This is a genomic window from Lagierella sp., from assembly GCF_029983815.1.
Classification (GTDB): Bacteria; Bacillota; Clostridia; order Tissierellales; family Peptoniphilaceae; genus Mediannikoviicoccus.
The window spans coordinates 1-15,496 of record NZ_JASBYU010000026.1; the positions used below are offsets into that span (position 1 = coordinate 1).

Annotated in this window: 11 protein-coding genes and 4 tRNA genes; 14 read left to right on the forward strand and 1 reads right to left on the reverse strand. The window is 35.7% G+C overall.

The window, feature by feature from the left end:
• Nucleotides 1-84: 84 nt before the first annotated feature.
• The 4 genes from Q1K37_RS07870 (at nt 85) to Q1K37_RS07885 (ending at nt 1,480) form a co-directional block, all read left to right on the forward strand.
• Nucleotides 85-175 (forward strand) — tRNA-Ser (locus tag Q1K37_RS07870).
• 7 nt (nt 176-182) lie between these two features.
• A tRNA-Ile gene (locus Q1K37_RS07875) sits at nt 183-259 on the forward strand.
• 833 nt (nt 260-1,092) lie between these two features.
• Nucleotides 1,093-1,168 (forward strand) — tRNA-Phe (locus tag Q1K37_RS07880).
• Between the two features lie 236 nt (nt 1,169-1,404).
• Nucleotides 1,405-1,480, forward strand: a tRNA-Lys gene (locus tag Q1K37_RS07885).
• A 46-nt stretch (nt 1,481-1,526) separates the two neighbouring features.
• Here Q1K37_RS07885 and Q1K37_RS07890 read toward each other — a convergent pair.
• Complete coding sequence (locus tag Q1K37_RS07890; RefSeq protein WP_300411104.1) at nt 1,527-2,192, reverse strand: hypothetical protein; 666 nt, start codon at nt 2,190-2,192, stop codon at nt 1,527-1,529.
• Between the two features lie 193 nt (nt 2,193-2,385).
• On the opposite strand from Q1K37_RS07890, the gene Q1K37_RS07895 reads away from it, so the two are divergent.
• The 10 genes from Q1K37_RS07895 to Q1K37_RS07940 all read left to right on the forward strand — a co-directional run bounded on the left by Q1K37_RS07895 (nt 2,386) and on the right by Q1K37_RS07940 (nt 15,339).
• Nucleotides 2,386-3,552: an NADP-dependent malic enzyme gene (locus tag Q1K37_RS07895; RefSeq protein ID WP_300411106.1), complete on the forward strand. Its 1,167-nt coding sequence runs from the start codon at nt 2,386-2,388 to the stop codon at nt 3,550-3,552.
• Between the two features lie 8 nt (nt 3,553-3,560).
• Nucleotides 3,561-4,763, forward strand: coding sequence for an AI-2E family transporter (locus Q1K37_RS07900; protein WP_300411107.1), 1,203 nt, complete (start codon nt 3,561-3,563; stop codon nt 4,761-4,763).
• A 183-nt stretch (nt 4,764-4,946) separates the two neighbouring features.
• Complete coding sequence (gene fusA / locus Q1K37_RS07905; RefSeq protein WP_300411109.1) at nt 4,947-7,007, forward strand: elongation factor G; 2,061 nt, start codon at nt 4,947-4,949, stop codon at nt 7,005-7,007.
• A gap of 294 nt (nt 7,008-7,301) precedes the next feature.
• Nucleotides 7,302-7,763: a CtsR family transcriptional regulator gene (locus Q1K37_RS07910; protein ID WP_300411111.1), complete on the forward strand. Its 462-nt coding sequence runs from the start codon at nt 7,302-7,304 to the stop codon at nt 7,761-7,763.
• An 11-nt stretch (nt 7,764-7,774) separates the two neighbouring features.
• The gene (locus Q1K37_RS07915; RefSeq protein WP_300411113.1) at nt 7,775-8,401 is read left to right on the forward strand and encodes a UvrB/UvrC motif-containing protein; all 627 of its coding nucleotides are present in this window, start codon (nt 7,775-7,777) and stop codon (nt 8,399-8,401) included.
• Between the two features lie 19 nt (nt 8,402-8,420).
• Nucleotides 8,421-10,871 carry an ATP-dependent Clp protease ATP-binding subunit gene (locus tag Q1K37_RS07920; protein ID WP_300411115.1) on the forward strand — a complete coding sequence of 817 codons (2,451 nt, stop codon included), beginning with the start codon at nt 8,421-8,423 and terminating at the stop codon, nt 10,869-10,871.
• A 110-nt stretch (nt 10,872-10,981) separates the two neighbouring features.
• Nucleotides 10,982-12,346 (forward strand): DNA repair protein RadA, encoded by a 1,365-nt coding sequence (radA, locus tag Q1K37_RS07925; RefSeq protein WP_300411117.1) that lies wholly within the window; start codon nt 10,982-10,984, stop codon nt 12,344-12,346.
• A 355-nt stretch (nt 12,347-12,701) separates the two neighbouring features.
• Nucleotides 12,702-13,694, forward strand: coding sequence for an ABC transporter substrate-binding protein (locus Q1K37_RS07930; RefSeq protein WP_300411118.1), 993 nt, complete (start codon nt 12,702-12,704; stop codon nt 13,692-13,694).
• A gap of 9 nt (nt 13,695-13,703) precedes the next feature.
• Complete coding sequence (locus tag Q1K37_RS07935; protein ID WP_300411120.1) at nt 13,704-14,573, forward strand: ABC transporter permease; 870 nt, start codon at nt 13,704-13,706, stop codon at nt 14,571-14,573.
• Complete coding sequence (locus Q1K37_RS07940) at nt 14,560-15,339, forward strand: ATP-binding cassette domain-containing protein (RefSeq protein WP_300411121.1); 780 nt, start codon at nt 14,560-14,562, stop codon at nt 15,337-15,339. Before Q1K37_RS07935 ends, Q1K37_RS07940 begins: the two co-directional genes overlap by 14 nt.
• Nucleotides 15,340-15,496 lie beyond the last annotated feature (157 nt).

Consider the following 15,496-nt stretch of genomic DNA (forward strand, 5'->3'; position numbering starts at 1 on the left):
CGGGGCGGTCTTGAAAACCGTTAGGGTGCAAGCCCACGTGGGTTCGAATCCCACCCTCTCCGCCAATTTTTTTAGATTGGTTTAGGAGAAGTACTCAAGTGGCTGAAGAGGCTCCCCTGCTAAGGGAGTAGATCCTTAACGGGATGCGAGGGTTCAAATCCCTCCTTCTCCGCCAACTATAGGGGCCTTTAGCTCAGTCGGTTAGAGCGCCCGGCTCATAACCGGTAGGTCCGGGGTTCGAGTCCCTGAAGGCCCACCAATTAAATATTTCCTTAAGGAAATATTTAATTATACATATCCTATAGTTGAAAATAATGGCCGCAAAAGCGGCCAGTTATTTTGAAAATGTTATTGGTGTATGAGCCCAGATAGCTCAGTCGGTATAAGTGAGTGGCCGATTTCACACTAAATAGAAGTGAGAAATGAGAAGTGTGAAGTGAGAATGTAAGTTTGAATATTCACACTAGATTAAAAGAGTTCTTTCAATCTAAGGCTCTAGAAAAGAAAATATTTGGATTATTGAGATAACAGGAAGCTAGTAGGAGTTTATAAAACAACTCTCTACTCTAACCTCCCACATCTTACATCTCTATGAATAGAAGTAAGAGATGAGAAGTGAGAAGTAGGAAGTGTATTATAGAGTTTCCTTCGGTTTTAAAAGTCTTATTTTTAATAAAATGTAGTGAAATGAAGAGGCTTAATAACAGAAGTTATATAAAACTAGAAAGAATTTATTATATGACTCTCACCTCTAATCTCCCACATCTCACATCTCAATATATAAGTGAGTGGCCAATTTCCCACAGGAAATTGTGGCAATAACTTAGTCTCTGCGTCAGTTTTCCAAGAAGCAGAAAAAGAATGAGCTTATATTAAAAAATGAATAAGTAAATATATTGAAATAATAGAAAATAAGAAAATAATGAGCCCAGATAGCTCAGTCGGTATAAGTGAGTGGCCGATTTCTCACAAGAAATCGTGGCAATAACTTAGTCTCTGCGTCAGTTTTCCAAGAAGCAGAAAAAGAATGAGCTTATATTAAAAAATGAATAAGTAAATATATTGAAATAATAGAAAATAAGAAAATAATGAGCCCAGATAGCTCAGTCGGTAGAGCAGAGGACTGAAAATCCTCGTGTCGCTGGTTCGATTCCGGCTCTGGGCACCAAGATATTTACTTAGTAATCAAAAAGTAGTATAATAGGATTATTAACTTAGATTTTATAAAAATTTAATTTGACTCATTAGCTCAGCTGGTATAAGTAAGTGGCCAATTTCCCACAGGAAATTGCGGCAATGACTTAGTCTCTGCGTCAGTTTTCCAAGAAGCAGAAAAAAGATGAGCCAATAGCGAACAATTAGAACGAAGTGAATATCTGAAAAAAATAATAAATTAATAAATATGACTCATTAGCTCAGCTGGTAGAGCACCTGACTCTTAATCAGGTTGTCCAGGGTTCGAATCCCTGATGGGTCACCAAATAAAGCCTTGAAATTCAAACCTTTCAAGGCTTTTCTATATCTTCCTATTCGGGAAATTTTATCTCAAATTCTACTACATTTCCCACAGCATTGCCTTCTTCATCCATAGCTTGTGGTATTTGAAAGACCATTTTGCTATCTTTTTCAAAGCTATTGTCTACAAAAAACACCAAATTTCCTTGGTCCATTGCATTTCCGTTAAATTCTCCGCTTATTGGATCGGATTTATCTGCATTTGCCTTATATTCTACATTGTTGCTTCCGATTACCTTACTTTGGGTAAAGTCTATTTTGTCCAGACCCTGGGATTGATGTTCCATAAATAGGTTTATTGTTACAAAGTAAATTTCTTTTTCGTTATTAAATTCTTTAAGCTTTTCTTCTTTTGGTTCCAATTTACTAAGTTGTACTGCGTTTATTTTAAAGTTGAAGGGGCCGTTGTTTTTGCTTTCATCTAGTTCATCTAAACCTTTAATTATGGTTCTTTTCCCAATTTCTGTTTCTATTTCTTTGCCTGCAATGTCATGGTGGTGATGACCGTCTTCGTGGTCGTGATGGTGTTCGTGTTCGTCGTGGTCATGATGGTGTTTGTGCTCTTCGACTTTAGTTCTATTTTTTATATCATTATTGTTCATGGCTTTTTTACTACAACTAATCATTGAGATACCACAGATTATAATTGCAATTGTCATAATAAATTTCTTCTTCATCTTTTCCTCCCAAGTTTTAAATGCTATCTATATTTTATCATTAGTAGAGTCATAAGTATCTGAATTTTGAAAAACTCTCACTATAGGTTATGTTATAATGATTTTAGTGACTTATTTAAAGCTTTATATTGATACTTAAATAAATTATCGACTAATGGGTAGAAATAAAAATATGAAATATTGGAGGAATAGAATGAAAGATATCTACACACGTGCTTTAGAAGAACATAAGAAGTGGAAGGGCAAAATTACTGTGGATTTAAATGCCAAGGTTGAAGATAAAGAGGACCTGGGCCTTGCATATACTCCTGGTGTAGCTCAACCTTGTAGAGAGATTGCTAAAGATAAGAATTTGGCTTATGAGTATACATGGAAGGGAAATGTAGTTGCAGTTATTTCAGATGGTACTGCAGTTTTAGGTCTTGGGGATATTGGACCAGAAGCGGCCCTGCCAGTAATGGAAGGAAAAGCTGTTCTGTTCAAAAAGTTTGGTGGTGTAAATGCTGTTCCAGTAGTATTAGATACTAAAGATACTGAAGAGATCATTCAAACTATTAAGAACATTGCGCCAACCTATGGTGGAATTAATCTTGAAGATATCTCTTCTCCTAGATGTGTTGAAATCGAAAGAAGACTTATTGAAGAGTTGGATATTCCTGTTTTTCATGATGATCAACATGGAACTGCAATCGTTGTAACAGCTGGTTTAATAAATGCATTTAAACTTGCAAAAAAAGATCCTAAGGACGTTACTGTAATCGTTTCAGGAACTGGTGCTGCTGGTTTTTCCATTATAAATATGATGAAAAGCCTTGGAGTAAAGAATATCTATGCCTTTAATAGAAAAGGTGTTTTAAGAAAATCATTGAAGGACTCATATAACTTTGTTCAAAAAGAGATAGCAGATGTTACAAACAATGATGATGAAGATCTGACCATGGCAGAAGCAATGAAAAAATCTGATGTATTTATTGGTGTTTCTGGACCAAATGTAATCAATTCTGAAATGGTATCCACTATGAAAGAAAAACCTATAGTGTTTGCAATGGCAAATCCTGAACCAGAGATAAGCTATGAAGATGCTATAAAAGGTGGAGCTTTTGTTGCTGGAACTGGAAGATCAGATTTTCCAAATCAAGTAAATAATGTATTGGCATTCCCTGGACTTTTTAAAGGAGCTTTAAAGGCAAGGGCAAAAAAGATTACTGAAGAGATGAAGATGGCAGCTGCAGTTGGAATTGCAAATTTAATTGACGAAAAGGACTTAAAACCTGATTTTGTTATTCCATCTGTCTTTGACGAAAGGGTATCTGATTCAGTGGCAAATGAAGTTATGAGGGTTGCTAAAGAGAATAAGTAAGAGGTTTTATGAAGATAAATTTTAACAAAGAAGATAATACTAAGTTTTTTTATAGATTTGTTCTTATTATCCTGTCAATTCTATTTTTCTTTATTGTCTATAGATTTAATGGATTCAAAAAGGGGATAGGTGGGTTTTTCTCCGTCATTTCCCCAATAATATTTGGTGGGGTATTGGCTTATCTTTTAAACATCCCTCTAAGTTTCTTAGAGGAAAAATTGGCCAAGCTAAACTTTTATAAGAAGTTGAGCTTTAAGAAGAAAAGAACCATAGCTCTAGCCTTGACTTATATATTGGTTTTGGTGTTTATAGTACTATTTTTTAGTTTGCTTATACCACAACTTATAAAGTCTGTGTCTACACTTAGCGACATGATTAGTGAATATTTGCAAGAAAATCAATTTGAAAATTGGGGAGAGTTCTTTAATAAATATGGGGTCGACCCAAAGATTTCAGAGTTTTTAACGGATAGGATTGCAAAGCTAATTGAATATTTAAAGGGACTTTTATCCAAGATGGCTCCAGTGCTAACGGCCTTTGCACAGGGTGTGGTTTCTACAACTGTTACAGTTATGATAGGACTTTTTGTGTCTCTTTACATTTTAAATGATAAGGAACATTTTTCTGCCATCGCTAAAAAGACTACCTATGCAATCTTTCCTACAAAAGTTGCCACTAAGCTTATAAAAGTGATTAAGGATATAGGGGTGACTGTAAAATACTACCTATCGGGAAATTTAATTGCGTCTATTATCTTAGGAATAGAGGTTTCAGTGGTTTTATTTTTCCTAGGTGTGGAAGGCGTCATAACCATGGGAGTTATTTTAATTATCACTAACATGATTCCATTTGTAGGACCGTGGATGGGTAGTGTACCTGTATTTATGATGATAGCAGTTCAAGATATCAAAAATGCCTTTATATTCATAGTTCTAATTGTGCTGGCGCAACAGATTGATGAAAATATTGTAAAGCCAAGGATCCAGTCGGAACAGATGGGAATAAACTCATTTTGGATTATTTTGGCAATTATCATTGGAGGCTCTTTGTTTGGAGTTATGGGTATGATAATCGGGGTTCCAATCTTTGCAGTTTTATATAAATTGTTGAAGGAACTGATTGAATATATCTTGAATCGTAAAAACCTACCGACAAATTCAGGTGCTTATCTGAATAAAAAAGAGAATTTGATGAAAAAAGAAGAAGAATAAAATATAGGCCGGTATAATTTTTATGCCGGCTTATGGAAATAAAATGAAAAAACTTACTTTAAAGGTGTGATTTACGCCATTTCTTTAAAAAAACATATTAAGAAAAAGAGAAATTAAGTTTTTCACAAAAGAAATGGTTTTCATGTTATAATCTTAATAAGGCAAAATACATAGGAGGTAAAAATGAAAACATATACAACAGAACAGATAAGAAATTTATGTTTAGTAGGCCATAGTGGGGTAGGTAAAACAAGTCTTGTGGAAACTATGCTTAATCTTACTGGAGTTACTAAACGTATAGGTAAAATCGAAGAGGGTAATACTGTATCAGATTTCTCCAAGGAAGAAATTAAAAGAGGGTCATCTATCAATACCTCAGTGATTCCGGTGGAATGGAACGGATATAAATTGAATTTAATAGACGCTCCAGGATATTTTGACTTTAAAAATGAAGTGTATTCAGCCTTAAGAGCATCAGAAGCTGCTCTAGTGGTAATTGATTCTTCCAATGGAATAGAGGTTGGAACTGAAAAATTCTTGAATTATACAAAGGATATTCAATTGCCTAGAATTATTTTTGTAAACAAGATGGAGAAGGAAAATGCTAATTTTGCAAAAATTGTCTCCGACTTGCATATAGATTATGATAAAAAAGTCATACCTTTTACTTTAACCATTGGTGAAGGTGAAGATTTTGTTGGACTTATAGATGTATTAAATAAAAAGGCATATGAATATGATGGCTTTAACCGTAAAGAAATTCCAATTCCTGAAAATAGAGTGGATGAAGTTGAAGTTGTATACGGAGAAATAGTTGAGATCGTTGCCGAATCTGACGAAGAATTGATGAATAAGTACTTTGAAGGGGAATCCTTCAACCATGAAGAGCTTATGGAAGGTATCACAAGTGCTTTACTGGATGGTTCTGCAGTGCCTTTAGTAGCAGGTTCTACCGATACTGGAGCTGGAATCGATATTCTCCTTGATACGATTGTGCAATATATGCCTGCACCTTCTGATGAAAGAGCTAAGTATGGCTTTAGACTAGAAGATGGGAAATATAGGGGAGTTCATCCTGACGAACCTCTTTCTGCTGTGGTTTTTAAAACTATTGTGGATCCATTTGTCGGAAAGATTTCTATATTTAAAGTCATTTCAGGTAAACTGACTAAAGACTCAGAAATTTACAATGTGAATAAAGATAAAAACGAAAAAATAGGTAACCTTTTCTTCCTAAGAGGAAAGGAACAAATAGAAACTAATGAGGTGGTTGCAGGTGATATTGGAGCTATTTCTAAGCTTTCAGTAACTCAAACTGGAGACACCTTGGCATTAAAATCAAACCCTATCCAATATAAGGCTTTAAAAGTTCCAAAAGCTTCCTATTATATTGCAATTGAACCTGTTTCAAAGGGAGATGAAGATAAGATATCAAATGCCCTTTCTAAACTACAGGAAGAAGACCCAAGTCTTGTAGTAGACAGAAACCAAGAGACTAAGCAACTTGTTCTAGGTGGACAGGGTAATGTTCAATTACAGATAATTCTAAATAGACTGAAGGACGAGTTTGGCGTTGAAACCAAGATTATTCCGTTGAGAATTGCATATAGAGAAACCATAAAGGGTAAATCTGATGTACAGGGAAAACACAAGAAACAATCCGGTGGAGCAGGACAATATGGTGATGTATTTATAAGGTTTGAACCTAGTGAAGAAGAATTCGTATTTGATGAAGAGGTCTTCGGAGGAGCGGTTCCAAAGAATTACTTCCCAGCAGTCGAAAAGGGACTGATAGAGTCTTTGGAAAAGGGTCCTTTGGCAGGATATCCTGTAGTTAATTTAAAAGCGACTCTTTATGACGGATCTTATCATCCTGTTGACTCTAATGAAATGGCATTTAAGTTGGCTGCCCAACTAGCCTTTAGAAAGGGTATAAAAGAGGCAAATCCTGTACTTCTAGAACCAATTATGAAAGTAGTTATTACAATTCCAGAAGAGTATATGGGAGATGTCATGGGGGACATGAATAAGAGAAGGGGTAGAATTTTAGGAATGGATTCTCAAGAGGATGGATCTCAAGTGGTAACGGCTGAAGCGCCTCATGCTGAACTGTTTGAATATTCGATTGACTTACGTTCCATGACCCAAGCTAGAGGGGACTTTGAAATGGAATTTGTAAGATATGAAGAAGTTCCAGCAAATGTTGCAGAAAAAATAATAGAAGAAGCAAAAGCTGAAGAATAAAAACTTAGGAGCATCGAAGGGTGCTCCTTTTTTAACTTTAAAATTGTGGTCTTGCTGTTAAAAGATAGTACAAAAATTATAGGTCTATAAAGATTTAGCAATTTTGAAATGGGTATAAATAAAGTTAGAAGGCAGCTAGTCTTAATTTCGATCTATCAGTATTGAAAATTCCTATCATTATGGTATAATAAATGTACGGATAGATGAAACTATTCATTTTGACAATAAGCACTCTTAAGGGTGCTTGATTTTAGATAAATTAGGTCAAAGAAAGTCAAAGTAAGAGGTGAGAATTTGGCAGGATTAAGCAATTCCATAGAGAGATTTATAAAAAGTCTTTTGGAGTCAACTGACGACGGTATCGTCGAAATTGGCAGAAATGACTTGGCAAGTCAATTCAATTGTGCTCCTTCTCAGATAAACTATGTGTTAACTACAAGGTTTACACCTTACAAAGGATATTATATAGAGAGTAGACGTGGAGGAAGCGGGTATATAAAGATTACAAAGTTGACATTCAGTGAGGTCGGCTTTATTGATGAACTTATTAATGAAGTGATTGGCACTAGTATTACAAAGGACAAGGCCAATAGTATTGTAAGAAGTCTATATGAAGAAGAGGTTTTGACAAAGCGTGAAGGGCAGTTAATAGTTCATGCCTTAGAGGATACGGCTTTAACCAATGTAAATAACGATATAAGAAATATTGTGCGAGCTGATTTACTTCGCAATATGCTCTTAGCTTTTCTTAGATAGGAGGAAAAAATATGAAATGTGATAGATGTAATCAAGAGTCAAATTTTGAGATTCATTTTTATGATGGAGAAAAACATAGGGTGATGAATCTATGCAAAGATTGTTACTCTAAATATGTCACTGAACTTTTTCCCGGAGCAAAGGAAGAATTTGATTTAAGTAAACTAACTGAATTTTTAGATAGTGATAAAGGTCAAACTATAAAGGATCTACTATCTGAAGCTTTAAATATAAAAATTAACTTTGATGTTGTAGGTTCTACTCAAGATGAGAGGGGAAATTACAATATTGGAGAAAGAGACGACAAAGACCGTTGTCCAAATTGTCACAAGTCACTAGATGAAATTCTAGCTGATGGCAAATTGGGATGTTCTGAATGTTTTACAACATTTAAGGATAGATTGGGCAAGGAATTTTTAGAAAAGATGTACAGTAATTCACCTTCAAAGGGTGAAGATAAATCAGATATTACTGAAGAAAAACCTGAAAAAAATTCTGAAATAAAAATTTTGATAAATAAGATAGAGAAAAAAGAAGAGGCTTTGAAAAATTCAATAGTGGAAGAGGATTTTGAAGAGGCCGCTGTTATAAGGGATGAAATAAATAAGCTTAAAACCGACTTAGAAAAATTAAAATAGTTGGTGGAAAGGAGCGAATATGGCAGATAATATGGGAAATGTCGAACAACTCTTAAACCTTTCGGCCAAGGAAGCTTTTGAGTTTCGACATGATTATATAGGAACAGAACATGTGCTACTAGCATTTATGAAAATGGGTTCTAAAGATACGGAAATATTGGAAAGGGCCGGTGCCAACTATGACAATCTAAAAAAGGTTGTGTTACAAAGTATAGGCATGGGACATTCTTCCAGGGTTCCTGAAAACTTGACTCCAAGGGTTAAGAGACTGATGGAAGCAAGTCGTGCAATTGCAAGGAGCTTAGGAAGTATTTTCGTAGGAACTGAGCATATTTTAATGGCTTTAATTGACGATGATGACTCCTTTTCTGCATATATGATGACTGTCACAGGCGTAAACAAAGACTCTGTTAGACAGGAACTAAAGGAGTACTTTTCAAATACAGCAAGTCACAATCAGCAAAGGGGTCCGGGAGGAAAAAAGGAAAAGTCCCTTGTGGATAAATTTTCTAAAAACCTAAATGAGCTAGCTAAAGAAGGCAAAGTTGACCCGGTTATAGGAAGGTCCAAGGAGATAGAAAGGTTGATTCAAGTTCTATTGAGAAGGACTAAAAACAACCCCGTTCTTATTGGAGAGCCTGGGGTAGGAAAGACTGCTATTGCAGAAGGGCTTGCTCAAAGGATAGTTGAAGGAAATATTCCTGAAATTATCAAAGAAAAGGAAATTGTATCTTTAGACCTAGCTGGTATGATTGCAGGAACAAAGTACCGAGGTGACTTTGAAGAGCGAATAAAAGGTGTGATTGAAGAGTTGATGAAAAGGGATAATGTAATCTTATTCATCGACGAATTCCACACACTTATTGGAGCTGGTGGTGCAGAGGGTGCTTTGGATGCTGCCAATATTTTAAAACCTAACCTGGCTCGTGGCGACCTACAGATAATAGGAGCTACAACTATAGATGAATATAGAAAGCATATTGAAAAGGACGCTGCGTTGGAGAGAAGGCTTCAACCGATTGTCGTTGAAGAGCCGTCCATTGAAGACTCTAAAGAGATTTTAAGGGGTATCAGGGACAAATTCGAAGCTCATCACAAGGTTACCATTACCGATGAGGCCATCGACGCATCGGTGGAACTTTCTGCAAGGTATATCACAGATAGATTTTTGCCGGATAAGGCAATTGACTTAATAGATGAGGCTTGTTCTAAAATTAGGATAAAGACCTATATAGCACCACCAGACATAAAGGCCATGGAAGCGGAACTTGAAATGTTGAAAAACAACAAGGATCAAGCAGTAGCTACTCAAGATTTTGAGAAGGCTGCACAGCTTCGTGATGAGATCAGGGACAAGAAGGAGACTTTAACTAAGACTCAAGAGGAGTGGAAGATGAAAAAGACCACTAGGGATATGAGTATAGGTTTTGAAGAGATTGCAAAGATAGTCTCCGACTGGTCCAATGTGCCTGTAACCTCCATGACCAAGGAGGAAAGCGAAAAGTACCTGTACTTGGATAAAAATCTTAAAGAAATAGTCATAGGACAGGATGAAGCTATTGACTCTATTTCTAAGGCTATAAAAAGGGCTAGAGTTGGACTTAAAAATCCAAATAGACCTATAGGTTCCTTTATTTTTGTAGGACCTACAGGTGTTGGTAAGACCTACTTGGCAAAGAGTCTTGCGAAGGAGCTCTTTGGTGAAGAAGAGGCCATGATAAGAATTGATATGTCTGAGTATATGGAAAAATTCTCCGTCTCAAGGCTTATAGGTTCTCCTCCAGGATATGTAGGATATGATGAAGGGGGACAATTGACTGAGGCCGTAAGAAGAAAGCCATACTCAGTTGTTCTATTCGATGAGATAGAAAAGGCTCATCCAGATGTTTTCAACACGCTTCTACAGGTTTTAGACGATGGTAGGCTCACTGACTCTAAGGGAAAGGTGGTTGACTTTAAAAACACCATCTTGATAATGACTTCTAATGTTGGGGCAAGTAGTCTACAAAGAAAAAACACCCTCGGATTTTCATCTGGTGAGGATGTGGAAAAAGAAGAGTATCAAAAAAATAAGGAAATAATATCTGAAGAGTTGAAGAAGACCTTTAGACCAGAATTTTTAAATAGACTTGATGAAATCATATTGTTCCAAAACTTAACTGAAAAAGATGTCAATAAGGTTTCTAAGTTGATGTTAGATGAAATGGTTGAAAGACTTGCTAAACTTGATATTACAGTTTCTTATGGAAATGATTTGGTCAACTTTGTAGCCAAGGAAGGTTTTGACAAGGAATATGGTGCAAGACCTTTAGAGAGGGTTATAAGAACTCAAATTGAAGACTCCCTAGCTGAAGCCATATTGAGAGAAGACGTTAAAAAGTCTGATGAAATCGAAATAAAGGTTCAAAGGGGAAAGGTTCAATTTAAAAAGAAAGAAACAAGAGAAGAACAAGAGTATCTAGCAAAATAGAATTTAAAAGTCGGAGGTTAAAATCTCCGATTTTTTTATGTGATATTTTATATGCTTGGATTGTTTTTACAGTTTTACTCTTTTACTATAGAATAATAAAGAGGTGTACTATGAAGAAAAAGACGATTTTTAAATGCAATAAATGTGGCTATGAAACCGTGTCTTGGACTGGAAAATGTCCTTCTTGTGACGCTTGGGGATCTTTAAAGGAAGTGGAACAAGTAGAGGAGACATCTAAAGGGTCAAAAACTTTAAGTGAATATAAAAAGCCTTTACTGCTAAAGGATGTTAAAATAGATAATTCAGAACGGATTGTAACTGGGTCTAAGGAGTTCAATCGAGTTCTAGGCGGGGGAATTGTACGGGACTGTGTGGTAATTCTCACTGCTAGACCTGGAGCCGGAAAATCTACTTTATTTTTGGAAATAGTCAACGATCTTTCAAAGAAGAATATTAAAACCCTATATATTTCTGGGGAGGAGTCGGTTTCTCAAATAAAATCCAGGGCCAATAGAATAATGGAAGAAATCAGGGATAATATATGGATAATATCTACAAATTCAATGGACAACGCATTAAAGTCCATTCAAGACATTGATCCAGATGTTGTATTTATAGACTCCATTCAAACATTTACCCTACAAGAATACAGTTCTAGGGCAGGTTCGCCTATACAAACTGTAGAATGTGCCAATGCGCTGGTCCAAGTTGCAAAGAATAAAAACAGACCTAGAGGGGTGTTTATGATAGGACATATGACAAAGAATGACGAAATGGCAGGCCTTAGAACTTTAGAGCATCTGGTGGACACAGTGATTTACTTAGAAGGGGAATCTGATGAACCACTACGTGTGTTGATGGCGACTAAAAATAGATTTGGACGAACTGGAGAAATCGGGCTTTTCAACATGACTGAAGATGGTATCAAAGAAATAGAAGATATGTCGGATTTCTTTATTACAAAAAGAGAGACTCCAGCGCCTGGTTCTGCACTTTCCATAATCAAAGAGGGTTCTCGCATGATGATTGTGGAAATAGAAGCCTTGGTGTCAAAGTCCTTTGCTCCCTATCCCACAAGGATTGGAGACAGTCTAAGGAAGGATCAGCTTAATACATTGATATCAATCCTTGAAGAAAGAGGTGGGATATCCCTCTTTGATAAAAATGTAATCATTAAGGTGACAGGGGGCATTAGGCTTTCTGAACAGGCAGTTAATCTTGCAATCATCATGAGCATCATATCTGCCATTTACAATAAACCAATAGAAATGGGTACAGTCTTTGTAGCAGAGGTTGGACTTACGGGAGAACTTAAAAGAACTCCACAAATTGAACAAAGGCTTTCTGAATTGGATAGACTGGGATATAAGAGGGCAATAATCTCTAAGTCCTATGACAATCTTAAGGAATTTGAAAACCTTAAGGTTATACAATGTAACACCTTGAAGGATGTTATGGAAATAGTTTTTAGATAAATCTTGACAAGGAGAAATAATTAAAGTATCATTAACTCAAACCGATGACAGAGAAGAGTATATACAAAATGGTTTTGCAGCGAGTTGCCGTAGGTGGAAGGGCAATAAAATTATTTGTATAGAATGGTCTTTGGAGGGCAGAGGGAAAGGAAACGAGTACTAGCTGACGGGAGCCTCATCCGTTATCAACGAGGGGGATATTGTGGTATTTCTAATTGTATCCTTGGAAGATTACACTATTTGGGTGGTATAGCAAAACATGACTTTTGTCCCTTTGGGATAAAGGTCTTTTTTTATTTTATCTTGATGATTAAAATGCTTATTTCTTCCAAGAAAGAAGAAAGAGGAGAGGTATATGAAGAGAAAAATATTTGTACTTTTGATTATCATGTCTTTGCTAACTGCTTGTAATGGTGGAGCTTTAGCAGAAGATAAAAAGGGAGTAAAAAACTACTCCATTAGTATAAGCCAATTTGCACAACATGAGTCCTTGAATAATTGTAGAAATGGACTTATAGAAGGTTTAAAAGAAGAAGGACTTATAGAAGGTGAAAACCTAAAGGTAGACTATAAGAATTCCGACGGGGATTTAGCAATTGCAAACCAAATAGCCCAACAGATGGCAAGTAGCAATACGGATTTAGTAGTTGCAATTTCTACACCCTCTGCAATGGCTAGTTTTAACGCATTACTAAACACACAAATACCTATGGTATATACTGCTATTACTGACCCAGTGGAAGCTCAATTGGCAAAGGAAGACAGAAGTCCCATGGGAAATGTTACAGGGACAAGTGATGTTTTGCCAGTAGAGGCACAATTAAAGACCATAAGGGAGATTATGCCAAGGGCAAAGAACCTGGGAATACTATATACCAGTTCAGAGTCGAGTTCTGTATCAACCATAAGGATATATGAAGAACTAGCTTCAAAACACGGTTTTAACCTAATAAGTCAAGCTGTTACAGAATCTTCTGATATTCCACTGGCTACAGATAGCTTAATTGAAAAAGTTGATGTAATGACTAATATTCTAGACAACAATGTGGTTAATTCATTGCCGCTAATTTTAGATAAAGCTGGAGAAAAAAATATTCCGGTATTTGGATCGGAAGTTGAACAGGTCAAGTTAGGATGCATTGCCGCAGAGGGAATTGACTACGAAGACTTGGGCAGACAGACTGGGGTTTTAGCTGCCAAAGTTTTAAAGAAGGAGTTGGATCCCAAGGAGGCAAAATTTGAAACCTTTGAAAATCCAAACCTATATATCAATAAAGCTTCCTTTGAAAAACTGGGAATAGATTTGACAAAAGAATTGGAACAAAGGGCTGTAGAAGTCTTTGAATAGGAGAAAATAATGAATATATTATTTGGTTTATTAGAACAGGGACTAATCTTTGGAATATTGTCCTTAGGTCTTTATATAACTTATTCAATTTTAAATTTTCCCGACCTTTCAGTAGACGGAACCTTTCCCCTTGGAGGGGCCATTTCAACCTATTTTATTTTAAGGGGCTATGGTGGCGAAATAGCCTTACTAATGGCTATAATTGCAGGGGGAATTGCAGGACTTATAACTGGGTTAATCCATGTTAAGTTAAAGGTTAAGGATTTATTATCTGGAATCATAGTTATGACGGGGCTGTATACAATAAATCTATTTATAGCGGGCAAATCAAATGTTCCAGTATTCAATGAAAGGACAATTTTTAATGGAGAAGGACCTATGTCCCTTTCTTTTTTGGGAAGATATAAAATGCTTTTTGTAGTTTTAATATTGGCACTTATCTTTAAAATAGCACTTGATCTATATTTAAAGACTAAGTCCGGTTATTTACTTAAAGCAACAGGTAACAATCCAATCTTAGTTAAATTACTGGGCAAAAACCCAGATAATACAAAAATTTTAGGCCTTGTTATGGCAAATGCTCTTGTATGTGCTGCAGGAGCGGTAATGATGCAGCACCAAAGATTTTTTGAAATCTCAATGGGAACAGGGTCCATGATTATTGGGCTTGCTTCTGTAATAATTGGGGTAAAAGTCTTTAAGAATCTGCCTTTAAAGGATACGACAAAGGTAATACTTGGCTCTATCATATATAGGGGTATAATTGCCCTTGCAATCATGATAGGACTTTCGCCAAATAGTATGAAGTTAATAACTGCGATTATATTTTTGGTGATACTTGTAATAAGTAGGAAGGGTGAAGAGGATGTTAGAACTTAAAAATATTAAAAAGACCTTCAATAAAACTAGTCCAAATCCTACAATTTTATTTAAAGATTTGAATTTAGATTTTAAAAGCGGAGAATTTGTTACAATAATTGGAAGCAATGGCTCTGGTAAAAGCACCCTTTTGAATATAATTAGTGGAGGAGTGGGAGTTGACTCTGGTGAAGTTTTCCTAAAGGGTAAGGAAATAACCAATACAAAAGATTTTCAGAGGTATAGATATATTGGAAGAGTATTTCAAAATCCCGCTTTGGGAAATTGTTCGACGATGACTGTCTTTGAAAATCTATTGTTGGCTGAAAATAAAAATAAAAAGTGGAATCTTACTAAAGTTTTAGATGAAAATAAAAGAAAGTTCTATCAAGAAAAACTTCAAGAAATTGGCCTTGGTCTAGAAAATAAACTGGATATACCAATGGAGAAGTTGTCAGGAGGTCAACGACAAGTCATTTCTTTATTGATGGCAACTCTATCGGATATAGAACTTTTGATATTGGACGAGCACACTGCGGCCCTAGATCCTAAGACTGCTGAAAAGGTGATGGAGATAACAAGAAAACTCGTAGAAGATAGAAAACTTACTACACTTATGGTGACTCATAACTTGGGCCATGCAATTGAATATGGAGATAGGTTGATTATGCTTCATGAAGGGGAAGTTATCTTGGATTTAAATGAAAAAGAAAAGGAAAATGCAAAAATGGATGATTTATTAAATATCTTTAATAAAATCTCCATAAGACGTGGAAATTCAATATAAGACCGGAATTATTAAGAAAATATAAAATTTCTTTGATAATTAGGCCCTTACAGTTGATTAATTCCCATGTCTATATTAGAATAGAATAAAAGTATACGTTATCAAGGGGGATATAATGGGAAAATCAAAATTTGAAAGAACAAAACCACATGTTAAT

Excerpts from the sequence above, each read along its gene's own strand:
- Q1K37_RS07890 (WP_300411104.1), bottom strand. The coding sequence starts at position 2,192 with ATGAAGAAGAAATTTATTATGACAATTGCAATTATAATCTGTGGTATC.
- Q1K37_RS07895 (WP_300411106.1), top strand. The coding sequence starts at position 2,386 with ATGAAAGATATCTACACACGTGCTTTAGAAGAACATAAGAAGTGGAAG.
- Q1K37_RS07900 (WP_300411107.1), top strand. The coding sequence starts at position 3,561 with ATGAAGATAAATTTTAACAAAGAAGATAATACTAAGTTTTTTTATAGA.
- fusA (WP_300411109.1), top strand. The coding sequence starts at position 4,947 with ATGAAAACATATACAACAGAACAGATAAGAAATTTATGTTTAGTAGGC.
- Q1K37_RS07915 (WP_300411113.1), top strand. The coding sequence starts at position 7,775 with ATGAAATGTGATAGATGTAATCAAGAGTCAAATTTTGAGATTCATTTT.
- Q1K37_RS07920 (WP_300411115.1), top strand. The coding sequence starts at position 8,421 with ATGGCAGATAATATGGGAAATGTCGAACAACTCTTAAACCTTTCGGCC.
- radA (WP_300411117.1), top strand. The coding sequence starts at position 10,982 with ATGAAGAAAAAGACGATTTTTAAATGCAATAAATGTGGCTATGAAACC.
- Q1K37_RS07930 (WP_300411118.1), top strand. The coding sequence starts at position 12,702 with ATGAAGAGAAAAATATTTGTACTTTTGATTATCATGTCTTTGCTAACT.
- Q1K37_RS07935 (WP_300411120.1), top strand. The coding sequence starts at position 13,704 with ATGAATATATTATTTGGTTTATTAGAACAGGGACTAATCTTTGGAATA.
- Q1K37_RS07940 (WP_300411121.1), top strand. The coding sequence starts at position 14,560 with ATGTTAGAACTTAAAAATATTAAAAAGACCTTCAATAAAACTAGTCCA.